This is a genomic window from Microvirga antarctica, from assembly GCF_017921815.1.
GTDB classification, from domain to species: Bacteria; Pseudomonadota; Alphaproteobacteria; order Rhizobiales; family Beijerinckiaceae; genus Microvirga; species Microvirga antarctica.
Genome location: NZ_JAGEMM010000007.1, coordinates 67,158 through 87,866, shown reverse-complemented (window position 1 = coordinate 87,866; position 20,709 = coordinate 67,158). Strand labels below are relative to the sequence as shown.

Annotated in this window: 20 protein-coding genes and 1 tRNA gene; 13 read left to right on the top strand and 8 right to left on the bottom strand. The window is 64.6% G+C overall.

The features are described 5' to 3' along the window. Positions 1 to 5: 5 nt before the first annotated feature. Positions 6 to 2,093 carry a penicillin-binding protein 1C gene (gene pbpC / locus J4G32_RS18450; protein WP_210497021.1) on the top strand — a complete coding sequence of 696 codons (2,088 nt, stop codon included), beginning with the start codon at positions 6 to 8 and terminating at the stop codon, positions 2,091 to 2,093. A 14-nt stretch (positions 2,094 to 2,107) separates the two neighbouring features. On the opposite strand, the gene J4G32_RS18445 is transcribed toward pbpC, so the two are convergent. Then, a complete protein-coding gene (locus tag J4G32_RS18445) occupies positions 2,108 to 3,769 on the bottom strand; it encodes a calcium-binding protein (RefSeq protein ID WP_210497020.1) in 1,662 nt (553 codons plus the stop codon). A 176-nt stretch (positions 3,770 to 3,945) separates the two neighbouring features. On the opposite strand from J4G32_RS18445, the gene J4G32_RS18440 reads away from it, so the two are divergent. Both J4G32_RS18440 and J4G32_RS18435 read left to right on the top strand, forming a co-directional pair. Next, positions 3,946 to 4,440: a GAF domain-containing protein gene (locus tag J4G32_RS18440; protein ID WP_210497019.1), complete on the top strand. Its 495-nt coding sequence runs from the start codon at positions 3,946 to 3,948 to the stop codon at positions 4,438 to 4,440. A 114-nt stretch (positions 4,441 to 4,554) separates the two neighbouring features. After that, a complete protein-coding gene (locus J4G32_RS18435; RefSeq protein WP_210497018.1) occupies positions 4,555 to 6,672 on the top strand; it encodes an adenylate/guanylate cyclase domain-containing protein in 2,118 nt (705 codons plus the stop codon). A 62-nt stretch (positions 6,673 to 6,734) separates the two neighbouring features. Here J4G32_RS18435 and J4G32_RS18430 read toward each other — a convergent pair whose 3' ends face one another. Next, positions 6,735 to 7,043, bottom strand: coding sequence for a hypothetical protein (locus tag J4G32_RS18430; protein ID WP_210497017.1), 309 nt, complete (start codon positions 7,041 to 7,043; stop codon positions 6,735 to 6,737). A gap of 252 nt (positions 7,044 to 7,295) precedes the next feature. On the opposite strand from J4G32_RS18430, the gene J4G32_RS18425 reads away from it, so the two are divergent. Next, on the top strand, positions 7,296 to 7,490 hold the full coding sequence (locus J4G32_RS18425) for a hypothetical protein (protein ID WP_210497016.1): 195 nt from the start codon (positions 7,296 to 7,298) through the stop codon (positions 7,488 to 7,490). Between the two features lie 23 nt (positions 7,491 to 7,513). Here the strand turns inward: J4G32_RS18425 and J4G32_RS18420 are convergent, their stop codons facing one another. Further along, entirely contained in the window at positions 7,514 to 7,882 is a 369-nt protein-coding gene (locus J4G32_RS18420) for a hypothetical protein (RefSeq protein WP_210497015.1), read from the bottom strand. Positions 7,883 to 8,575: 693 nt separating this feature from the next. Between J4G32_RS18420 and J4G32_RS18415 the strand changes: the two genes are divergently transcribed. Then, on the top strand, positions 8,576 to 10,042 hold the full coding sequence (locus J4G32_RS18415) for a calcium-binding protein (RefSeq protein ID WP_210497014.1): 1,467 nt from the start codon (positions 8,576 to 8,578) through the stop codon (positions 10,040 to 10,042). 401 nt (positions 10,043 to 10,443) lie between these two features. Here the strand turns inward: J4G32_RS18415 and J4G32_RS18410 are convergent. Together J4G32_RS18410 and hemA are read right to left on the bottom strand one after the other, a co-directional pair. Beyond that, positions 10,444 to 10,518: transfer RNA gene (locus tag J4G32_RS18410), tRNA-Thr, on the bottom strand. Positions 10,519 to 10,587: 69 nt separating this feature from the next. Beyond that, positions 10,588 to 11,811: a 5-aminolevulinate synthase gene (gene hemA / locus J4G32_RS18405; RefSeq protein WP_210497013.1), complete on the bottom strand. Its 1,224-nt coding sequence runs from the start codon at positions 11,809 to 11,811 to the stop codon at positions 10,588 to 10,590. 163 nt (positions 11,812 to 11,974) lie between these two features. Between hemA and J4G32_RS18400 the strand changes: the two genes are divergently transcribed. From J4G32_RS18400 to J4G32_RS18375, 6 genes are all read left to right on the top strand, one after another. Then, entirely contained in the window at positions 11,975 to 12,142 is a 168-nt protein-coding gene (locus J4G32_RS18400) for a hypothetical protein (protein WP_210497012.1), read from the top strand. Between the two features lie 60 nt (positions 12,143 to 12,202). Continuing rightward, positions 12,203 to 13,492: a UDP-N-acetylglucosamine 1-carboxyvinyltransferase gene (gene murA / locus J4G32_RS18395; protein ID WP_210497011.1), complete on the top strand. Its 1,290-nt coding sequence runs from the start codon at positions 12,203 to 12,205 to the stop codon at positions 13,490 to 13,492. 122 nt (positions 13,493 to 13,614) lie between these two features. Then, positions 13,615 to 14,055: a DUF2948 family protein gene (locus J4G32_RS18390; protein ID WP_210497010.1), complete on the top strand. Its 441-nt coding sequence runs from the start codon at positions 13,615 to 13,617 to the stop codon at positions 14,053 to 14,055. Beyond that, the gene (hisD, locus tag J4G32_RS18385; protein WP_210497009.1) at positions 14,055 to 15,347 is read left to right on the top strand and encodes a histidinol dehydrogenase; all 1,293 of its coding nucleotides are present in this window, start codon (positions 14,055 to 14,057) and stop codon (positions 15,345 to 15,347) included. The genes J4G32_RS18390 and hisD overlap by 1 nt, the downstream gene beginning before the upstream one ends. A 14-nt stretch (positions 15,348 to 15,361) precedes the next feature. Then, positions 15,362 to 15,838 carry a UPF0262 family protein gene (locus tag J4G32_RS18380; RefSeq protein WP_210497008.1) on the top strand — a complete coding sequence of 159 codons (477 nt, stop codon included), beginning with the start codon at positions 15,362 to 15,364 and terminating at the stop codon, positions 15,836 to 15,838. Between the two features lie 3 nt (positions 15,839 to 15,841). Continuing rightward, entirely contained in the window at positions 15,842 to 16,315 is a 474-nt protein-coding gene (locus J4G32_RS18375) for an arsenate-mycothiol transferase ArsC (protein WP_210497007.1), read from the top strand. Here the strand turns inward: J4G32_RS18375 and J4G32_RS18370 are convergent. The 3 genes from J4G32_RS18370 to J4G32_RS18360 form a co-directional block, all read right to left on the bottom strand. After that, a complete protein-coding gene (locus J4G32_RS18370) occupies positions 16,289 to 16,612 on the bottom strand; it encodes an AzlD family protein (RefSeq protein WP_343232681.1) in 324 nt (107 codons plus the stop codon). The genes J4G32_RS18375 and J4G32_RS18370 overlap by 27 nt on opposite strands. Next, the gene (locus J4G32_RS18365; RefSeq protein ID WP_343232680.1) at positions 16,609 to 17,289 is read right to left on the bottom strand and encodes an AzlC family ABC transporter permease; all 681 of its coding nucleotides are present in this window, start codon (positions 17,287 to 17,289) and stop codon (positions 16,609 to 16,611) included. Before J4G32_RS18365 ends, J4G32_RS18370 begins: the two co-directional genes overlap by 4 nt. Before the next feature lie 146 nt (positions 17,290 to 17,435). Further along, a complete protein-coding gene (locus J4G32_RS18360; protein WP_210497006.1) occupies positions 17,436 to 18,080 on the bottom strand; it encodes a TerC family protein in 645 nt (214 codons plus the stop codon). Positions 18,081 to 18,498: 418 nt separating this feature from the next. Here J4G32_RS18360 and J4G32_RS18355 point away from each other — a divergent pair, with 418 nt between their 5' ends. Next, a complete protein-coding gene (locus J4G32_RS18355) occupies positions 18,499 to 19,161 on the top strand; it encodes a tripartite tricarboxylate transporter TctB family protein (RefSeq protein WP_210497005.1) in 663 nt (220 codons plus the stop codon). After that, positions 19,161 to 20,663, top strand: coding sequence for a tripartite tricarboxylate transporter permease (locus J4G32_RS18350; protein ID WP_210497004.1), 1,503 nt, complete (start codon positions 19,161 to 19,163; stop codon positions 20,661 to 20,663). The genes J4G32_RS18355 and J4G32_RS18350 overlap by 1 nt, the downstream gene beginning before the upstream one ends. Positions 20,664 to 20,709 lie beyond the last annotated feature (46 nt).

The following is a 20,709-nucleotide window of genomic DNA, read 5'->3' as shown; positions in this document are numbered from 1 at the left end:
TAGCCATGTCGGCATTGCGGCGCAGCCTCCTGACAATCGCAGCCCTTGCGGTGGGCGGTCTCGCGGTTGCGGCTTTCGGGCTCTGGCGGTTTGTCGACTCGCTCGGTCCGCTCGACCTCTCTGTCGCACAGGCCCGCTCGACCATCGTGACTGATCGCGAGGGCCATCTGCTTCGGCCATTTGCCACGCCGGAAGGACGCTGGCGCCTTCCGGTCGAGGTTGCCGACGTTGACCCACGCTACCTGTCGATGCTTAAGGCTTACGAAGATCGGCGGTTCGCTCAGCATCGCGGGATTGATCCGCTCGCCATCGCAAGGGCCGCCGGGCAATGGGTGTCGCGCGGCAGCATCGTGTCGGGCGGGTCGACATTGACCATGCAGGTGGCCCGGTTGCTCGAGCCGCGCGAGGAGCGCTCGCTCTCCGCGAAAATGCGGCAGATGGTGCGCGCGGTGCAATTGGAACACCGATTCTCGAAGGCCGAGATCCTGCGCCTGTATCTTCTGCTCGCGCCGTTCGGCGGCAACCTCGAAGGCGTCCGCGCGGCAAGCCTGTCGTATTTCGGCCGCGAGCCGAAACGCCTGACTTTCGCGGAGGCGGCTCTGCTGGTGGCCTTGCCACAATCGCCCGAAACCCGTCGCCCCGATCGCGAGTCGCGGGCTGCGCGGGCCGCGCGGGACCGGGTGCTCGACCGCGCAAGCGCGAGCGGTGTCATCACTGCCGCCGAAGCCGCGGCCGCCAAAGCCGAGTCTGTTCGACTTCCGCGACGGGCCTTTCCGATGCTGGCAGCGCACGCCGCAGAGGCCGCCTATGCGGAGCAGCCGACCGAAACCACGCACCGGCTCGCCATCGACGGGCGTCTGCAGGCGAGCCTCGAGCACCTTGCGCGGGACCGGGCAGAGCGTCTCGGCCCGGCCTTGTCGCTTGCCATCCTGGTCATCGACAACGCGACCGGCGAGGTTCGTGCCCAGGTCGGCAGTCCCGACTACATGAGCCGGCAGAGAGCCGGCGCCATCGACATGACGCGGGCGATCCGGTCTCCGGGCTCGGCCCTGAAGCCGTTCATCTATGCGCTGGCATTCGAGAGCGGGCTTGCGCACCCCGAAACGCTTCTGGACGACCGACCCTCGCGCTACGGCGCGTACCAACCCGAGAATTTCGATCTCGCGTTTCAAGGCACAGTGACGGCCCGCAGGGCGCTTCAGCTGTCGCTGAACGTGCCTGCGGTCGAGTTGCTCAACGAGCTTGGGCCGGCCCGTCTGCTGGCGCGGTTTCAGCAGAGCGATGTTGCGTATTCCCTGTCGAAGGACGCGGCACCCGGCCTTGCCGTCGGGCTCGGCGGCCTCGGCATCACGCTCACCGATCTGTCGCGGCTCTATGCGGGACTGGCACGAGGTGGTGCGATGCCGGATCTCGTTCGTCGCGCCAATGGCGGGCCCGTCACTCCTTCCGATCGACGGATCGCCGACCCGGTGGCGTCCTGGTACATTTTCGACATCCTGCGCGGCGCGCCTCCACCCGATAACGCGCTTGCCGGACGGATCGCCTTCAAGACCGGCACCTCGTACGGCTATCGGGATGCCTGGGCGGTGGGTTACGACCGCCATTTCACCATCGGCGTCTGGGTCGGCAGACCCGATGGAACCGCGGTACCCGGGCTCATCGGTCGCGTCGTGGCGGCGCCCATTCTGTTCGATGCCTATGGGCGGCTCAACCGCGAACCGGAGAGTCTCATCGCGCCCCCCTTCACCCTCCAGGCGACAACCGCCAGTCTTCCGCCGCCGCTGCGCCATATCCGCCACGACGTTCCCAAGACCATCGCGTCCACGATCCGGGCGCCGCTGAAGATCGCCTTTCCGCTCGATGGCTCTCGCGTCGAGATGGACCGCAGCGAAGTCCATGAAACTGCAAGCCTGTCGCTCAAGGCCTCGGGCGGCGTCCCGCCCCTCACATGGCTGGTGGACGGCGCGCCGGTTCGTAGCGCAAGCCTGCGCCGGGAAACGGTGTGGAATCCGGAAGGGGCCGGTTTCGTCCGCTTGTCGGTGGTCGATGCGAGCGGCGCAACAGACAGCGTCGTGGTGCGGGTCGAGCGTTAGGCGATCGTCGCGCGTCAGATGATGTAGAAATCGCCCGGTCCGAGCGCGAGTCCGGGCTTCAGGATCGCGAACCGAATCTGCGCAGCGCCGCCTGCACCATCGGGGTCGAAAAACAGGCTTCCGGTCGATGCGTTGTAGATCACATGATCGGAGGAATCCTGCGCGGCTGACCCGATGTGAAACTCGTCGGCGCTGAGCTTGCCGCGGTGGCCGAAGCCCTTGAAGACCAGGTCGTCGAGCCTGATCTTGTCATAGCCGACTGTGAAGTCGACGATCCGGTCCACGTTCTTTGGCCCGAGCTTCGTATTGAACAGGAAGGTGTCGGCGCCCGGTCCGCCGGACAGCACGTCGTTGCCGAGCCCGCCGTTGATCAGGTCATTGCCGGCATCGCCGTAAAGCTTGTCGTTGCCGGCATCGCCGTTGAGCGTTTCAGCGTGAATGCCGCCGTAGAGCACATCGTTGCCGTCGCCACCATAGAGCGCGTTCTTGCCGAGGCCGCCATAGAGCTTGTCGTTGCCGGCCCCGCCATAAATCTTGTCGTTGCCCACGTCGCCGTAGAGCAGATCGTTGCCCTTGTCGCCAAGGAGCGTGTCGTTGCCGGCGCCGCCATAGATTTTGTCGTTGCCGTCCTCACCCCGGAGATAGTCGTTGCCGACATCCCCATAGAGGGTGTCGTTACCGGTGCCGCCATACAGCGAATCGTTGCCGATCCCGGCAAACAGGATGTCCGACCCGTCGCCACCGATCAGCCTGTCATGACCGCCATCGCCATACAGCGTATCGTTGCCGCCGTAGCCGTAAAGGGTATTGGCGCCGGTGTTGCCGGTGATCTCGTTGTTCAGTTCGTTGCCGGCCATGCGGCCGACCGAACCGCCGGCGATGGCCTTGAGAATCTCGAAATTGGCCCCGAGCGCGTAATCCGTCCGCGTCAGCACCGTATCGAGACCTGCACCGGCCTCCTCGATCAGGACATCGGCCGGGTTGTTGACGATATAGGTGTCGTCGCCGGCCCCTCCCATGAGGGTGTCGATCCCGCCCGCGCCGTTGAGCGTGTCGTTGAAGGCCGTGCCGACGATGAGGTTGCTGGTGCCGCTCCCGGTGAGCGCAACCGCGTGGCTGGCGGTGGCGCGCAGCTCTTCGACTTCGTCGGAGTAGGCGAGGGCGAAGTCCACGCTGGTGAACACCCGGTCATAGCCGCCATTGGCGTTTTCCGTGGTGCGGTCGGCGCCGTCATCGACATAATAGGTGTCGTTGCCGCTGCCGCCGACCATCGTGTCCGAGCCCTTGCCGCCCTGCAGCGTGTCGTTGCCCGCATAGCCTTCAAGGAAATCGCCGTTATCGGACCCGATGATGCTGTCATCGCCCTTCATGATCTCGGCGGCCGCCGTGGCGCCGCTCGCATGAAACGTCTCAAGGCTGCCCTGATAGCTGAACCGGGTGACGTTATCGTCCGCCCCATAGGTCAGCCACGAGCCGCCGATGCTGAGAAACGAAACGTTGCCGGCATTCGCGCCGATGCTGGGGCCCTTGTAGACGACGTCCACGGGGCTCCCGTAATCGTCGACCTGAAACGCCGCGCTCCCGGGCCCGAACGTGATCGGGAGGGTTACCGGCTTCAGAAAATCCTCCAGGCGACGGCCTGCCGGCAGGGCGTTGGAGAATGTCAGGGTCGCCATTGAGTGTTCCGTTGCGTCATAAGAAGAGGATCCTATAGCGGGCGGAGCCCGGCTGCGCCATACCCCCATCGGGTAGCCGGGGCACCTGGAGGCGTTCCGCGTCTGCATGCCGCATCGGAGCAGGGGGAGGGGGCGTCCTCTGGACACGGGGCAGTCCGAACCGTACATCGTCTGTCATGTTCGATGTCGAATCCGTCCCGTCTTCCGCCACCAAGCAGGAGCGCTACGCTTCTCTGGCGCAGCAACTGACCGGCCTGCTCGAGGGTGAGCCGGATGCCATCGCCAATGCGGCCAACATGGCGGCGCTCCTCTACGACCAGCTGCCCGATCTCAACTGGGCTGGATTTTATTTCATGCGCGGCGAGGGGCTGGTGCTGGGCCCGTTCCAGGGCAAGGTCGCCTGCGTCCGCATCCCGGTCGGCCGTGGCGTCTGCGGAACGGCCGTCGCGGAGCGGACGTCGATGGTCGTGCCGGATGTCCACGCCTTTCCTGGGCATATCGCCTGCGATAGCGCCTCCCGTTCCGAACTCGTCGTTCCGCTCCTGCGCGACGGCGAGGCGCTTGGAGTTCTTGATCTCGACAGCCCGTCGCCGGCACGCTTCGATGCGGTCGACCGGGAGGGCTGTGAGCGTCTGGTCGCGATCTACCTTGCCGCCTCACACCTGGACTGACGGGCGGCAGGGCTTCAACCTCTCCCTTCCGGATAGCATCTCGCACGTGCTAGACACATCGCACGTTCCGCCCGCTGCGGATCTGGAGGGGACGAGCCTGATGGATGGAAAGCGATGACGCGCGACGCGCCGAAATCCTTTCTGTGGTCTCTGCAAGGGCTCGTGGCTCTTGTCTTCATGATCATCGTTCTGGCGATCTCCGGCGCCCTCATCGGCTACAACCACGTCCAGCTGACACGGTTGACATTCAGCGACGCGGAAGAGGACTTCCAGCGCATCACCACGACGATCCGCGAAGAGATCTCCGGCAGCCTGAAAGTGGCGGGCTCGGTTCTGGATACGGCGTCCCTGACGGTCGATGCGGACCTCCCCCTGGAAGACCTCGCCAAGGTTCTCACCGGTGTCCTTGGGGATCTCGACGACGTGCTGCCGGCCGCCATGGGCATCTTCGTCGGGCGCAGCGATGGTACGCATGTGGTCGTGCAGAGCCTCGACGGGACGCGGCCTCCCGAGATCGGCCCCGGGCTTCCCGATGCGGCCTACGCCTTCATGATTGTGGAGAACACCGACGCAGGCCCGACCGCGCGGTGGATCGTGATCGACAAGGACGGCCGCGAACTGCGTCGGGTGCCACCGCAACCGACAACCTTCGACCCTCGCAAACGGCCATGGTATGCGGCGAGCCTCGCCAAAATGGGCTCGATCCTGACGCCGCCCTATCGTTTCGCCAATGTGCCGGAGGCGGGCATCACGCTCGCACGGCAGGCGCGCCGCACGCCGGGCGCGGTGTTCGGCATCGATATGACGCTGGCAAGCCTCGACCAGTATCTCGACAAGCTGCGCTTTCCGGAGGAGCTCGAATTGCTCGTCTTCGATTCGGCGGGCTCGCTGATCGCGCATCCCCGCGGCGGGTCCCTGCGCAAGATCCGGCAGGCGGATCTCGTGGACAGGCTCCTGACCGTCGACGATCTCGGGTCTCCGCTGCTCAGCGGCATGTACCGGAACTTTCAGGCCGTGGGCGGCAGCCGGCCGCGCAGCTCCTCCTTCGTGGTGGACGGGGAGAGCTATTTCGGCCGCTCGGAGCGGGTCGGCGAAGGTGTCGATGACCTGTTCATCAGTCTGGCCATTCCCTACGACACGATGCTGAAGCCGGCGGCACTGATCGCCTCGAAGCTGCTGCTGGTGAGCGGGGCCTCCGTGCTGGTCGCGATGTTGATCGTGCTGCTGGCATCGCGCCGGCTGGCGCTGCCCCTGCGCCGGGCGACCGAAGACATCCGCCGCATCATGAAGTTCGAGTTCGGCCATGGTCGGCGCCCGGAATCGCGCGTGATGGAGGTGCGCGAGCTGTCGCGCGCCATCGACACGCTCGAGCTCGTCCTCAGCAACTTCATGCGGTATGTGCCGACGGCTCTCGTGCGCGGGATCATCGGGCGACGCTTCTCGTCCGATCTCGGCGGCATTCGCCAGCCCATCACCGTGCTGTTCTCGGATGTCGCGGGGTTCACCACCATGGCCGAATCCCTCGATCCCGAGCAGGTGATGGCCAAAACCTCGCGCTACTTCAGCGAAATCGGCGCCGAGCTTGTGCGCTCAGGCGCGACCATCGACAAGTATATCGGCGACAGCGTCATGGCCTTCTGGAACGCGCCGGAGCAGCACGCGGATCATGTGGCGCTTGGATGTCTTGGTGCCCTGCGCGCTGCGCGCTGCCTCGATCGCCTCAACGCGGCGTTCGTGGCCGAGGGCGGGCGTCCCATGCCGACGCGTTTTGGCATCCATACCGGCGACGCCGTCGTCGGCAATGTGGGATCGGTCGATCGCATGAATTACACGGCGCTCGGTCACACCGTGAACATGGCGTCGCGTTTCGAGGCGCTGAACAAGCAATACGGCACCCTCATCCTCGTGAGCGAGGACGTGCGCCGAGCCGCAGGCGACAGCTTTCTCTTTCGCTTCGTTGATCGCGCCATTCCGCAGGGGGCTCACATGGCCATTGCGCTCTACGAGCTGATCGGCGCCGAGCGCGAGGACGAGCCGGAACTGCGCCCCACCTCGCTCCATGCACAGACCCTCGACCAATGGGCCGCGGCTGTCGCTGCCTATGAGGCGGGAGAGTGGGAGAAGGCCGCGGGACTTCTCCATGGGCTCGTCGCCCTCGATCCGACAGATCGTCTCTTTCAGGTCTATCTCACACGCTGTGAGTCCCACCTTGCGACATCATCGGTGGACTGAGAAAAATCCGCCAGGCATCGCCCGCTCGGCACCACCCTCCGGTCGCGCGGGGCGGCGGCGCTCTAGCCGCCGACTACGCCCTCGACCGTTCCGAACCGCCGCGTCTCACAGCTGCATGTGTCGCCGTCGGACATTGGCGCGCCAATCCAACAGACCAGCTTGGGCGTGACACAGGTCGCGCCCTGGCTCGTGGCCGCGCGGGTCTTCTCATAGGCACGCAGGCGGTGCTCCCGGTAGTAGGTGCGCGACTCGGCCCCCATCTGAACCTGCCCCGGTGCGCGAAGGGCGGGATCCGTCTCGGCCGCGTGAGCCATCGTGGCGACCGTCATACCGGCGAGCACTGCAAGACGGGCGAAAGCGATGTGCGTCATGATGGTGTCCTTAACGAATCGGTCATTGGGATGACGCGTCTGGTCGCACCATTCCGTCGTGTGAGGCAAGCGTAGCCGCTCCAGCATCGGCCCGGGGTCACGGGCTCGTGAAGCGTTTTCGCACGTTTACCGACCAGTCTTTTTGATGGCCTGGCTTGTTCGACCCATCACAACACCTCCGAAGAGCTGCAACGATGTCTCATAGCTGCCGCAATCGGCCGTCATTCCGGCCCCCTCGGAAGGGAGGTGTCGATGGATTTCGGACAATCGATGAAAATCGCAAAACGGACTCTCGTCGATGGCGCGACGCTCGACGAATTGCGCGACGCTGCCCGCAACCTTCGGGCGCTCACGCCAGACAGCGCTCTTGCCGAACTCGTGGAGGCCCGCATCGCCGAGATCGAAACCGACGGCACCGTCCCAAGCCTTGACGAAGAAGGGGCTTGAGGCGGCACCGACGCGAACAGTGGTTACTGGCCGGCAGGCGAAGGCGGAGGCGGCGACGCCGGTGCGGATGCCTTGACGCGGTCCAACAAAAGGATCGCGGCCTCGACACACGCCCGCGACGGTTCGCGATCGCCACAAACGACTCTGATGTGGGTGTCGCCCATCCGGAGGGAGAACCGCGCGCCACCATCGCCCCGATCGTTGTCAGGCTCATTCTCGCTGGGGCTTGCGGATCCGTGGCGGTCGTCCGGCTCACGGCCGCGCTCCCAGTCGCCGCGACGCTCGTACCAGCCCCCGCGACCTGCATCGTCCCTGTCGCGTGAATAGGGTTGGCTGAACGCGGATGTTGCCATCACGGTCAAGCCTGCTGCCAGTATCAAGACGGTCCGCATCGGAATCTCCATTTGAGTGCATGGGCGCTCGCGCCCGCCGAGGTGAACCGGACTTGGCACGCTTGGTTCCGAACCGGGGTCGGCAGGCGGAAAGCCTCGGGCCGGAGCTTGTCATGCGGCCTTCCGGAAGACCAGAGGACCGATTTGGTCGCGCACATTGCCGCAACGCTATCCCACGCGCGGTTTATCCCACCCGACGGTCAAGCTGGCATCCGCGCCAGGGCGTTAGGCTGAGAACGTTGAACGGCAAAAGATTATCAGTAGAGCGGTGGATAATTTCTTAATCGGAACGTCATTGTAGATGACGCAACGTCATATGTGAGTGCGGTCTCACGATGGAGAGCGATGACTTGAAAATTTCGTAAGATCAAGTCAGAGAGAAGGGATCTAATAGACTCTGCGCCGGAATATGACGTTCAGAGTTTACGTTAGGGAATTGTCAAATCCGTGACGGAAGCCGAGGGAAAACGATGAGAGTGACTGTCTGCACTTTGAGAGCGACGCCGTGATGAGGCCAAGCGGAGGCGTTCCCGCCCTCTGGTCCGGGCAGTACAACCGCGCTTAGCGGGCGGTGCGAGCTTCCGGGTTGCCACTGCGCGTACCGACGCTGCAGGCGCCGTACCCGCCGCTCGCCCGCAGCAACACGACGATCGAAGCGGACACCTCCGCGTCGCCATGCAGAAGGGGGCTCTCGTGGCTTATCTGAAACGCTCCGAATACGCCGCGATCCGGTCCGATCCGACCCGGATCGTCGACCTTTATCAGACGCACAAAGCGGATTTCGTGGCCGATGCCGGCTTGCAATCGGCGAGCGCGGAAGTCCAGATCGCTGCCTTCTGCACCGTGGTATCCTACGATCTGGCGCCGTATGGCTCGAGCAACGCCGGTGTCGACCTGTCTGCCCTTCTGTCTGCCGATCTCCTGTCGTGTGGACAATACGTCCAGCAGACGATGTTCCTGATTCAGGAATTCGGCACGCTCAGCGCCAATTTCCACGCAGTGGGGTGGGACGACGGAGCTGTCGGCAACCACTCCCAGCTGTTCATCACGACCGATCGCGACGCTGCTTTGCTCGATCCGACGATCGGACTGATCGTGCGCAACGCGACCCTCACCGGTGTTGCCACTGGGGCGCTCTATCCCGCCATGACGTCATTTTTCGATCATGCCCGCACGGGCGGTGCCGACATCAGCACCTTCGATGAGACCGTCAAAACCGCCATCGCGACCGGTGCCTACAAGATCAGGGACGGATTCTACGATTATCCGTCCCTGCATGCCTGGGTCTACGAATACAGCGAGCATACGGGCCTCATCGTCGGCAATGTTCGCACCGGCTATCTCACCTCCGACAACTTCACATGGGCCGGCGAAGCCTATGGTGGCAAAGGGGATGACACGATCACCGGCTCGACCGGATCCGATACCCTCAACGGCGGCAAGGATAACGATTGGCTCTCGGGGCTTGACGGCAACGACGTGCTGGTCGGCGAGAGCGGCAACGATCTGCTCGACGGCGGCGCTGGCAGCGACCAGATGGCCGGCGGCGACGGCGATGACGTCTACTGGACGGACTCGCTCTCCGATGTGATCACCGAGGCTCTGTCCGGTGGCCATGATCGCATTTCGTCGTCCAGAAGCGGGATCGTCCTCAGTGCGAATGTCGAGGACGCCGTTGTCAGCGGAACGCTGTCCCTCAGCATCGTCGGCAACGCGCTTCCCAATACGCTGACGGGGAACGGGGCCTCCAATGTCATCAAAGGCAATGCGGGCGACGATATCATCCGCGGACTGGGCGGCAACGACGTCATTCAGGGCGGCCCGGGAGCAGATGTCATGACAGGTGGCGCTGGCGTGGATCGGTTCGTGTTCACCCGCGGAGAGGCGGGGCTCGGAAAGGCGCGCGACACGATCACGGATTTCAAGAACGGTGTCGACCGCATCGACCTTCGATCGTACGACGCGAACGTGAAGTTTTCCGGCAAACAGCATTTTGTCTATATCGAGACCCTGCCATTCACTGCCGCCGGCCAACTCCGAACGGCCAAATCCGGCTCACACGTCATTCTCGAAGGCGATACCAACGGCGACCACGTCGCGGATTTTCAGATCCTGCTGCGCAGTCTCAAGGTGGTGTGGACGGGCGATTTGATTTTGTAGGACAATGCAGCGGGCACTGTGTCGGCACTGGGGTTGGGCGTGAGGCGAAGTCGTGCCCCCTGATCCAACCGCCCTGCGGAGCGCCTGAGCGAGCCCCCGGCCGGTACGATCTTGCACTACCCATAACTTCACGCTGACGTCGGCGTGTCTCGGGCTGCATCGCGCATACGGTATGCCGCGACTGCCACCAGAATGTCCGTGAACGTCCTCAGGACAAGGCTGCAGGCCAGGCGGCTCGACGAACGCAAGGAAGAATGCCGCGTCTCGGCGTTCAGGGCATTAGCAAATCTCGTACCCGGATTTTGCACGGATTCGTCTGCCGTGTTCTACCCTTGTTCGCACCGAATTACCGGTCGCAGAATTTGGATGAGGGGGAGGTGCACTGATTTCATTGAGAAAAATGGTGCTGCCAGAGAGGATTGAACTCTCGACCTCTCCCTTACCAAGGGAGTGCTCTACCACTGAGCTACGGCAGCCTGTCGTGCGACGCGCCGGTTACTGCCATAGGGCAGCGCCGGGCGCAAGTTTGATTGGCGAATTAAATGTCAGGCCGCGGCGACTTTCGCATTCAGGGTCAGGGAGAGGGCGCCCCAGACCTCTGTGAGGGCGCGGACCAAGGTCTGTGTGTGGGCGTCCGTGTGCAATGGGGTGGGAGTGATGCGCAGGCGCTCCGTGCCGCGCGGCACGGTGGGGTAGTTGATCGGCTGAATGTAGATGCCGTGTTTCTCCAGCAGGCGGTCGGAGGCCAGTTTGCAGGCTTCCGCATCGCACACCATGATCGGCACGATATGGGTTTCGGTGTCGAGAACGGGCAGGCCGGCCCGGATCAGCGCGGCCTTCACCCGGGCGACCTGGCGCTGCTGGTGCTCCCGTTCGACCGAGGAATTCTTCAGATGGCGGACCGAGGCGGCCGCCGCCGCCGCCACTGCCGGCGGAAGGGCGGTGGTGAAGATGAAGCCCGGCGCGAAGCTGCGCACCGCATCGATCATCGCCTTCGAGGCGGCGATATAGCCGCCCATCACCCCAAAGGCCTTGCCGAGGGTCCCCTCGATCACGTCAATCCGATGCATGGCGACGTCGCGCTCGGCGATTCCGCCCCCGCGGGGGCCGTACATGCCGACCGCGTGCACCTCGTCGAGATAGGTCATGGCCCCGTAGCGTTCGGCGAGGTCGCAGACCGCATGAATGGGCGAGACGTCCCCGTCCATGGAATAGACGCTCTCGAACACGATGAGCTTCGGCCGGTCGCCGGCGGCGATGAGCACCTCTTCCAGATGGGCCATGTCGTTGTGGCGGAAAATCGCCTTCTCGCAGCCCGATTGGCGGACGCCTTCGATCATCGAATTGTGGTTCAGGGCATCGGAGACGATGAGGCAGCCGGGGATCAGACGCGCAAGCGTGGCGATGCCGGTCTGGTTCGATACGTAGCCGGAGGTGAAGACGAGGGCGTCGTCCTTGCCGTGAAGATCGGCCAGTTCAGCCTCGAGATCGACGATGGCGTGGCTGTTTCCTGAAATGTTGCGGGTGCCGCCCGCGCCGGTGCCGACGCGCCAGGCGGTTTCCACCATGGCCCGGGTCACGTCCCGGTTCTGGCCCATGCCGAGATAATCGTTCGAGCACCAGACGGTGATGGGCTTCGGCCCCGCCGGACTGTGCCAAATGGCGTCGGGAAACCGGCCGGCCAGACGCTCGATGTCGGCAAACACGCGATAGCGCTGCTCGGATTGGAGGCGCGTCAGCGCCGACGTGAAGAAGCTCTGATAATCCATCATCTCACCGGACGAGATCCAAACGACACCCTCTATCGGGGATGCCGGCCGAGACGGCATTGATCTCACGCAAGGCCAAGGTCGCCATATCTCACTGATATTCTGGTTGAGGGCTGTTTGCGAACCCTTTATCTGGTGGTGGCGACGATGGGTCGCGAGAATCATGACAGACGTGAGATCGCAACAGAAGGCCGACCGGCTGGCTGCCGCCTTGAAAGAAAACCTCAAGCGGCGCAAGGCTCAGGCGCGCGGCCGCAAGGCGGCGACTGTCGCCGACGGCGAGGCGCGGCCCGAGGGCGGTCTTGCGCAGCGCGACAAGCCGTCAGACTAGCCGCACCGCCTTGCTGCCTGCATAGGTCTGGTTTGTGACACGCATATTGAGGGGGTCCTGATGGATCGCATTCGCATACGGGGCGGCGCGCCTCTCCACGGCTCGATTCCGATCTCCGGCGCCAAGAATGCGGCCTTGCCCCTGATGATCGCGAGCCTGCTGACCGACGAAACCCTGGAACTCGGCAATGTGCCCCGGCTGGCGGATATCTCGTCCCTTCTGCGCATCATGAGCAATTTCGGTGTGGACCACACCATCGCGGGCCGCCGCCCCGGCCAGACCACCGAGACCGGTCAGACCATCCGGCTGACCTCTCGCGCGGTCATCGACACCTGCGCGCCCTATGAGCTGGTCTCGACCATGCGGGCGAGTTTCTGGGTCATCGCGCCGCTGCTCGCCCGCTTCGGACACGCCAAGGTGTCGATGCCGGGGGGCTGCGCCATCGGCACCCGGCCGGTCGATCTGTTGATCATGGCCCTGGCCCGGCTGGGCGCCACCATCGAGATCGACGGCGGCTATGTGATTGGCACCGCTCCGAAGGGCCTTAAAGGGGCCGAGATCGACTTCCCGAAGGTGACCGTGGGCGGGACCCACGTGGCGCTGATGGCCGCGACGCTGGCCGACGGGGTGACGGTGATTCGCAACGCTGCCCGCGAGCCTGAAGTCGCCGATCTTGCGGCCTGCCTCGTGAAAATGGGCGCCAAGATCGAGGGTGCGGGAACCTCGGAGATCGTCGTCACGGGCGTGTCCCGCCTCGGCGGCGCCTCTCACGACGTCCTGCCCGATCGGATCGAGACAGGGACCTACGCCATGGCGGTCGCCATGACCGGCGGCGATGTGGTGCTCGAGAACACCCGGCCGGAGCTTCTCCAATTCGCCCTCGATGTGCTTCAGCAATCGGGCACCGAGGTGACGCCGACCTTCGGCGGGGTCCGGATCCGGCGCAATGGCAACGGAATCCAGTCGGTCGACGTGACCACGGACCCGTTCCCCGGGTTTCCCACCGACCTCCAGGCCCAGTTCATGGCCCTGATGACCCGCGCGAACGGGACCTCGCGGATTCGCGAGACGATTTTCGAGAACCGGTTCATGCATGTGCAGGAGTTGGCGCGCCTGGGCGCGCAGATCCGGCTCGACGGCGACAGCGCCTATGTGGAAGGCGTTGCCGGCCTGAAGGGCGCGCCGGTCATGGCGACCGACCTGCGGGCCTCGGTCTCGCTGGTCATCGCCGGTCTGGTGGCTGACGGGGAAACGACGATCAACCGGGTCTATCACCTCGACCGCGGGTTCGAGGCCCTGGAGGCCAAGCTCGCGCGGTGCGGGGCGGAAATCGAGCGCCTGCGCGGATAGAATGGCGTCGCGCCCGCCGGCAAAGGTTGCGCTCGGGTGCGCTGCTATCTACCTAACGAGAACGCTTATCCGGGATCCTATCTTCCGCTCATCTGCTGATCCCGGCAACCAGTTGGCAGCCCATGGACCTCCTGAAACTTGTCGCCCTCGATGCCGAGGATCTGGCCATCATCTCGACCCATCTCCAGGATGCGGTGCTGCGGGTCGGCGATATTGTGTTCCTGCCCAAGGAGCGCCGTTTCGCCATCGAAGTGCGCCGGTTCGACTGGGAGTGCGGACTGGACAAGCCGCAGCGGCGGCTGACCTGCATGCATTTCGAACAGGTGAAGGGCGTACGGGTCCGGGGAATCGATCAATCGAACAAGGATTCGGTTCTGAACCTGCTGGCGATTTCCTTCGAGGAGACGGATGCGCCCTCGGGCACCGCGACGCTGATCTTCGCCGAGGGCGGCGCCATTCAGGTCGATATCGATTGCGTGGAATTGCAGATGATGGACGTGGGCCCCGTATGGGCCGCCGATGGCCGTCCCGTCCACGACGATGCATCGCCGGAGCGCCCCTGATGCCGGTGCGACTCGACGCCCGTGACGCGTCATTCGCGGACGCCTTCTCCCGCCTGCTCTCGGGCAAGCGCGAATCCTCCGAGGATGTGGACCACGCCGTTCGCGCCATCATCGAGGACGTGGTGGCCCGCGGCGACCAGGCGCTGATCGATTATACGGCGCGTTTCGACCACCTGTACCTGACCCCGGAGAGCCTGCGCATCTCGGATCAGGAAATCGAAGGAGCGGCCAAACGTTGCTCGCCGGAGGAGCTGTCGGCCCTCGCCCTGGCGAAGGAGCGGATCGAGACCTATCACCGGGCGCAGGTTCCGCAGGACCATATGAGCACCGATTCGCTGGGTGTCACCCTCGGTTGGCGGTGGACGGCGATCGAATCCGTCGGCCTCTACGTGCCGGGCGGGCGGGCAAGCTATCCCTCATCGGTTCTCATGAACGCCGTTCCGGCCAAAGTCGCGGGCGTCCCGCGGCTTGCCATGATGGTGCCGACGCCTCATGGCGAGACCAATCCGCTCGTTCTTGCGGCAGCCCGCCTTGCCGGGGTCGACGAGGTCTTCCGCATCGGCGGAGCCCAGGCGATTGCCGCCTTCGCGTACGGAACCGCGTCGGTCGCGCCGGTCGCCAAGATCGTCGGGCCAGGAAACGCGTTTGTGGCCGCGGCGAAACGACGGGTTTTCGGGCAGGTCGGAATCGACATGATCGCCGGCCCCTCCGAGGTTCTCATCCTTGCCGACCGTCACGCCAATCCGGACTGGATCGCGGCCGATCTTCTGGCACAGGCCGAGCACGACCCGGTCGCGCAGGCGATCCTGATCACCGACGATGCGGCGTTGGCCGATGCCGTCGAGGGTGCGGTCGAGCGGCAATTGCTCAGTCTCCCCAAGGCGGAGATCGCCCGGGCGAGCTGGCGGGATTTCGGCGCCATCATTCTCGTGGCCTCTCTGGAGGATGCCATTCCCCTCGTCGACCGGCTGGCCCCCGAGCATCTCGAGATCGAAACCGAGAATGCCGACGCCCTTTCGGCCCGGGTGCGCAATGCCGGCGCCATCTTCCTCGGCAGCCACACGCCGGAGGCGATCGGCGATTATGTGGGCGGTCCCAACCACGTCCTGCCCACCGCGCGCTCGGCCCGGTTCTCGTCGGGGCTCGGCGTGCTTGACTTCATGAAGCGAACCTCGATCCTGAAATGCGACGCCGAGGCCCTGCGCGCGCTCGGTCCGGCGGCCATCGCGCTCGGACGCTCGGAGGGGCTGGAAGGCCACGCGCGGTCGGTGGCGATCCGCTTGAACATGTGAGGACGGGAGGGGGGATGGCGAACGAACGGAGTCGGTTGATCGCCATTACTCTGGACGAGACCTCGATCGGCCGGGGCAACCCCGACCAGGAGCATGAGCGCGCCATTGCCATCTACGACATCGTGGAGGCGAATTACTTCGCGCTGCCGAATTACGAGGGCGGGCCGTACGCGCTGCATGTTGGTCTCGTCGAGAACCGCCTGTGTTTCGAGGTCAATTCGGATTCGGGCGAGCGCCTTGTCACGCATCACCTGTCGCTGACGCCCTTCCGCAACACGATCCGCGATTACGACATGGTCTGCGACAGTTATTACAAGGCGATCCGCTCTGCGTCGCCTGCTCAGATCGAGGCGATCGACATGGGCCGCCGCGGTCTGCATAACGAGGCGGCGGAACTCCTGATGAAGCGTCTCGACGGCAAGCTGGTGCTGGATTTCGACACCGCGCGCCGGATCTTCACGCTGATCTTCGCCCTGCATTGGAGGGGTTGAGGATTGGAGGAGCCGGGGTCCAAACGCATCCACTCGGTTCTCTTCGTGTGCGCCATGAACGCGGTCCGATCGCCGATGGCGGAGGCCATAGCCCGCCACTATTTCGGGCGGTCGATCTACGTGCAGTCGGCGGGTGTGCACAAAGGCGAGACCAGCGGATTCACCACGGCCGCACTGGACGAAATCGGCATCGACGGATCCAAGCACAAGCCGCGCACCCTCGATGAACTCGAGGAGTGGGAGGGATTGAACTTCGATCTGATCGTCTCGCTCTCGCCCGAGGCCCATCACGCGGCGCTGGAGCTCACCCGGACGCTTGCGGCCGATGTGGAATACTGGCCGACGCAGGACCCAACCCTGGTGACGGGCTCGCGCGAGCAGATGCTCGACGCTCATCGCAATGTGCGGGACGGGCTCGTCTATCGCATCCGGATGCGTTTCAAGCAGGGCTCAGACGCCAAAGGCTCGCAGGATTGACAAGGTCCCGAGGCCGGCCGCAAGACCCGCAAGCTCCACGCGCGTGAGCGCCATGGCAATCGCCGCAACCGCGACGCTGACAAACGCAGAAAGGCCGCCATTGACGATCAACGGCAGGGTGGTGGCAACGATGATCGAGCCCGGCAGCGCGCGAAGGCCGCGCTCGGCGCGCGGCGTGATCTTCACCCGCGTCATGAGCAGCACGCCGCCGATGCGGCACAGATAGGTCGCCAGAGCCATCGCGGCGATGGCGAGCGCGCTGCCCCAGGGGCTGGCGAATTGGATCCAGGTCGTCATTTCATCACCATGCCGGTCGCAACCCCGGCCAATGCGCCCGCAATGATGAAGGTGTAGCCCGGCACGAATGTGTGCACGAGAAGCGAGACAAGCCCGGCCGCGAGCCAGGGCAGGGCCGGCAGCACCCCTTTCCACATGGGAACCAGCATGACGCTGAACAGGATGGGCATCACCAGATCGAGACCAAACCGCTTTGGCTCTGGAATGAAGGCGCCCGCGAAGAAGCCGGCGACGCTTGCCGCCACCCAGGGCACCCACAGGGCTGCGCCGCAGCCGAACAGAAACCCCACGTCGCGTCCGCCCTCGTTGCGGTAGCGCATGCTGAAGATCCAGCTCGCATCCGTCAGCAGAAACAGATTGGCGGCGGCCCGGGGCAGGGGCTCGTAACGGATCCAGGGATGGATCGTCGCGCCCAGCAGGAGGAAGCGGGCATTGATGATCGCCGTCACGGTCATGAGCGTCAGGATGTTTCCCAGCGTCCAGACCTCCTGCCAGACCTCGAGGCCCACCATCTGCGCCGCACCCGCATAGACAAAGGTGCTCAGGCCCAGGGCTTCGGCAAACGACAGGCCCTTTTGGGCGGCGGCTGCCCCGAAAGCCATGCCAAAGACAAGGAGACCGGGAAACCCCGGCAGAGAGCTGCGAGCGCCAGCGAGAAAGGCAGCGCGCGTGAACACCGTATGCGGACCTGACGTCTGCCCGGAAGGCTCTGCGCCCTCATGATGACGTAAGGTCAAAGTGCGCACTCCGCAGGGTGGAAACGAGAGCCGGCGCCCGGTGGCCCGGCTCTCGACAGGGCGGTCCCGCGAAGCGGGATGCGGCGCTAGAGCGTGAAGGTCGCGAGCTGCGGGAACACCTCGAGGGCTCCCGTATAGACCATCTTGAGCGCCACATAGAGGATGATCAGCAGACCCACATAGGCGATCCAGCGGTAGCGTTGCAGCAATCGTGCGATGTAGGAGGCCGCAAGTCCCATCAGGGCGATCGAGAGGACGAGGCCGAAGACCATCACGTAGGGATGCTCGCGGGCAGCGCCCGCCACCGCCAGCACGTTGTCGAGGGACATGGACACGTCGGCGATGACGATCTGCCAGGCTGCCTGAGCGAAGGTCTTGCGAGGCGCGCCGGTGGTCTTTCCGTCAAGCCCTTCGAGCGCCAGCTCGCCGTCTTCCTCCTCGGCCGAGGATGTGCGCAATTCGCGCCACATCTTCCAGCACACCCACAGGAGCAGGATACCGCCCGCGAGCAGCAGGCCGACGATCTGCAGCAACTGGATCGTCAGCCCCGCAAAGATGATGCGCAGGACCGTGGCGGCGATGACGCCGACCAGGATCGCCTTGTTGCGCTGATCCTTGGGAAGGCCAGCGGCGGCCAGCCCGATCACGATGGCGTTGTCGCCTGCGAGCACCAGGTCGATCATCACGACCTGGAGAAAGGCCGTCACCTCGGGGGAGAAAAATTGTTCCATGCGACGCCTCATTCATCCGATCGACGGGGGCGCAGGACTCGTTCAGACGCAAGCCGCCTCGGCGTTGCGGCACCGACGGGATCGGGCGGCGAACGCGACAATCGGGTTAAAAGGCGACGAATGAACGATCCAGGCCACCCTGGTTGCGATCCAGTCCGACATCGCTGCTCCGAGGAGCCGCCAGAGGGGCCCGGCCTGGTGGACTTCATCTAGCCAAGAGATGCCCACCGATCAAGTCGTTTGGGACAATCGCCCAAACGGCTAAGCTGTTCAGGCAGAATAAGATGTTGGCCGCCCACAGGTTCCCGACGGTCATTTTCGAAAGCGGCCCGGGAGGGATTGATCCCGAGCCGTGCCTTGGGCACTAATCGACCCACGAGAAGGTCGGGACAGAGAAGCTCGATCGGGAGGCTTGCCCATGTCCCACCCCCACACCGCTCCCCCGGAGCGACGCAGCTGGATCCGATCGTCGCAAAATGTTGCGGGCGGAATCTTCTTGATGGCTGTCGCGGCCCTCGCGCTGTACCTCACGCGGGAGCTTCCGCAAGGGAGCCTGCGGTCGATGGGGCCGGCCATGCTGCCGGACTGGCTCGCCTATGCGGTTGCGGCCTGCGGCCTCGCCCTGCTGGTCTCCGGCCTGATCAAGGACGGCGACGCGATCGAACCTTCCGCCTTGCGTGGTCCGGTCGTGGTGGTGCTGGCCATCCTGGCTTTCGCGGTCACGATCCGGCCGTTCTCCCTCGGCCCCGTGTCCATTCCCGGGCTGGGCATGGTGGTAGCAGGCCCGCTGGCGATCATCATCGGTGGCTACGCGACAGCGGATGTGCGCTTTCGTCCCTTGGTCATCCTCGCGCTCAGCCTGACGCCGTTCTGCATGCTGCTGTTCGGGGATCTCCTGAACCTGCCCATTCCCGTGTTTCCGCAGAGCTTCGCCAACCTCTTCCCGGCCAGTTGGTCCCAGAAGGCCATTCTGCGTGCAACCGCGGCTGTTCTTGCCCTTGCGGCGCTTGTCATCTTCATCACGGGCCGTCACCGGAGCAGCAGCCGCATCGATGTGGTCGACGAGTCGGGGATACGCTGATGGGTGATCTGTTCGCAAACCTCGGTCTCGGCTTTTCCATCGCCCTGACGTTCCAGAACCTTGGCCTTGCCTTTCTGGGTTGTCTGGTGGGAACCCTGGTCGGCGTCCTGCCGGGCGTCGGCCCCATCGCCACCATTGCCATGCTGCTGCCGATCACCTTCGGCCTCGAGCCGGTGGGCGCCCTGATCATGTTGGCCGGCATCTATTACGGCGCGCAGTACGGCGGCTCGACCACAGCGATCCTGGTCAACATCCCGGGTGAGGCGACTTCCGTGGTCACGACCCTCGACGGGCACCAGATGGCCCGCCAGGGCCGTGCCGGCGTCGCGCTGGGGATCGCCGCCATAGGGTCGTTCTTTGCCGGAACCGTGTCCACGGTCGTGATCGCAGCACTCGGTGCGCCGCTGACGAAGCTCGCCTTGATCTTCGGGCCGGCCGAATATTTCTCCCTGATGGTGATGGGGCTTGTCTTCGCGGTCGTTCTCGCGCGGGGCTCTATCCTCAAGGCCATTGCGATGATCCTGCTGGGCGTTCTTCTCTCCACCGTCGGCACCGATCTTGAAACCGGCCAGGACCGCATGACATTCGGCCTGTCCTTCCTGTCGGACGGCATCGATTTCGCCGTGCTGGCCATGGGGATCTTCGGCATCGCCGAGATCCTGCGCAATCTGGACCACACGGAGACGCGGGACGTCGTCCATCAGGCGATCGGCCGGCTGCTCCCGAACCGCGAGGATTTTCGGCAATCCTATCTGCCGATCCTGCGCGGCACGACGATCGGGGCGATTCTCGGCATTCTGCCGGGCAACGGCGCGGTACTCGGGCCTTTCGCGTCCTACACGGTCGAGAAGAAGCTCGCGAAGGATCCGCGCCGGTTCGGACGGGGCGCGATCGAGGGCGTGGCGGGGCCGGAGGCTGCCAACAATGCGGGCGCCCAGACCTCGTTCATCCCGCTGCTGACCCTGGGCATTCCCCCCAACGCGGTCATGGCCCTGATGGTGGGCGCCATGACGATCCACGGCATCGTGCCGGGTCCGCAGGTGATGACGCGAAACCCCGATCTGTTCTGGGGGATGATCGCCTCCATGTGGGTCGGCAATCTCATGCTGCTCATCATCAATCTGCCCCTCGTCGGCGTGTGGGTGCGCCTGCTCAAGGTGCCCTATCACCTGATGTTCCCGGCGATCCTGATGTTCTGCTGCATCGGTATCTATTCGATCAACTCGCTGCCCACCGACGTGATGTTCATCGGGCTGTTCGGGATCATCGGCTACGTGCTCCTCAAGTTCGGCTTCGAGCCGGCGCCGCTGCTGCTTGGCTTCGTGCTCGGCAAGCTGTTGGAGGAAAACCTCCGGCGTGCGCTCATCCTGTCGCGCGGATCGCTCGAGACCTTTGTGGAGCGGCCGATCAGTGCGGGGCTCCTTGCCGTCGCGGCTTTGTTGCTCGTTCTCGCGCTCCTGCCATCGATCCGGAAGGGCCGCGATGAGGTTTTCGTCGAATAGCCGACAGCCGCGGTCGCAGTCTATCATTCAGCCACGTGACGATTTT

Coding starts and splice junctions, on each gene's coding strand:
- pbpC (WP_210497021.1), top strand. CDS start 6: ATGTCGGCATTGCGGCGCAGCCTCCTGACAATCGCAGCCCTTGCGGTG.
- J4G32_RS18445 (WP_210497020.1), bottom strand. CDS start 3,769: ATGGCGACCCTGACATTCTCCAACGCCCTGCCGGCAGGCCGTCGCCTG.
- J4G32_RS18440 (WP_210497019.1), top strand. CDS start 3,946: ATGTTCGATGTCGAATCCGTCCCGTCTTCCGCCACCAAGCAGGAGCGC.
- J4G32_RS18435 (WP_210497018.1), top strand. CDS start 4,555: ATGACGCGCGACGCGCCGAAATCCTTTCTGTGGTCTCTGCAAGGGCTC.
- J4G32_RS18430 (WP_210497017.1), bottom strand. CDS start 7,043: ATGACGCACATCGCTTTCGCCCGTCTTGCAGTGCTCGCCGGTATGACG.
- J4G32_RS18425 (WP_210497016.1), top strand. CDS start 7,296: ATGGATTTCGGACAATCGATGAAAATCGCAAAACGGACTCTCGTCGAT.
- J4G32_RS18420 (WP_210497015.1), bottom strand. CDS start 7,882: ATGCGGACCGTCTTGATACTGGCAGCAGGCTTGACCGTGATGGCAACA.
- hemA (WP_210497013.1), bottom strand. CDS start 11,811: ATGGATTATCAGAGCTTCTTCACGTCGGCGCTGACGCGCCTCCAATCC.
- J4G32_RS18400 (WP_210497012.1), top strand. CDS start 11,975: ATGACAGACGTGAGATCGCAACAGAAGGCCGACCGGCTGGCTGCCGCC.
- murA (WP_210497011.1), top strand. CDS start 12,203: ATGGATCGCATTCGCATACGGGGCGGCGCGCCTCTCCACGGCTCGATT.
- J4G32_RS18390 (WP_210497010.1), top strand. CDS start 13,615: ATGGACCTCCTGAAACTTGTCGCCCTCGATGCCGAGGATCTGGCCATC.
- hisD (WP_210497009.1), top strand. CDS start 14,055: ATGCCGGTGCGACTCGACGCCCGTGACGCGTCATTCGCGGACGCCTTC.
- J4G32_RS18380 (WP_210497008.1), top strand. CDS start 15,362: ATGGCGAACGAACGGAGTCGGTTGATCGCCATTACTCTGGACGAGACC.
- J4G32_RS18370 (WP_343232681.1), bottom strand. CDS start 16,612: ATGACGACCTGGATCCAATTCGCCAGCCCCTGGGGCAGCGCGCTCGCC.
- J4G32_RS18360 (WP_210497006.1), bottom strand. CDS start 18,080: ATGGAACAATTTTTCTCCCCCGAGGTGACGGCCTTTCTCCAGGTCGTG.
- J4G32_RS18355 (WP_210497005.1), top strand. CDS start 18,499: ATGTCCCACCCCCACACCGCTCCCCCGGAGCGACGCAGCTGGATCCGA.
- J4G32_RS18350 (WP_210497004.1), top strand. CDS start 19,161: ATGGGTGATCTGTTCGCAAACCTCGGTCTCGGCTTTTCCATCGCCCTG.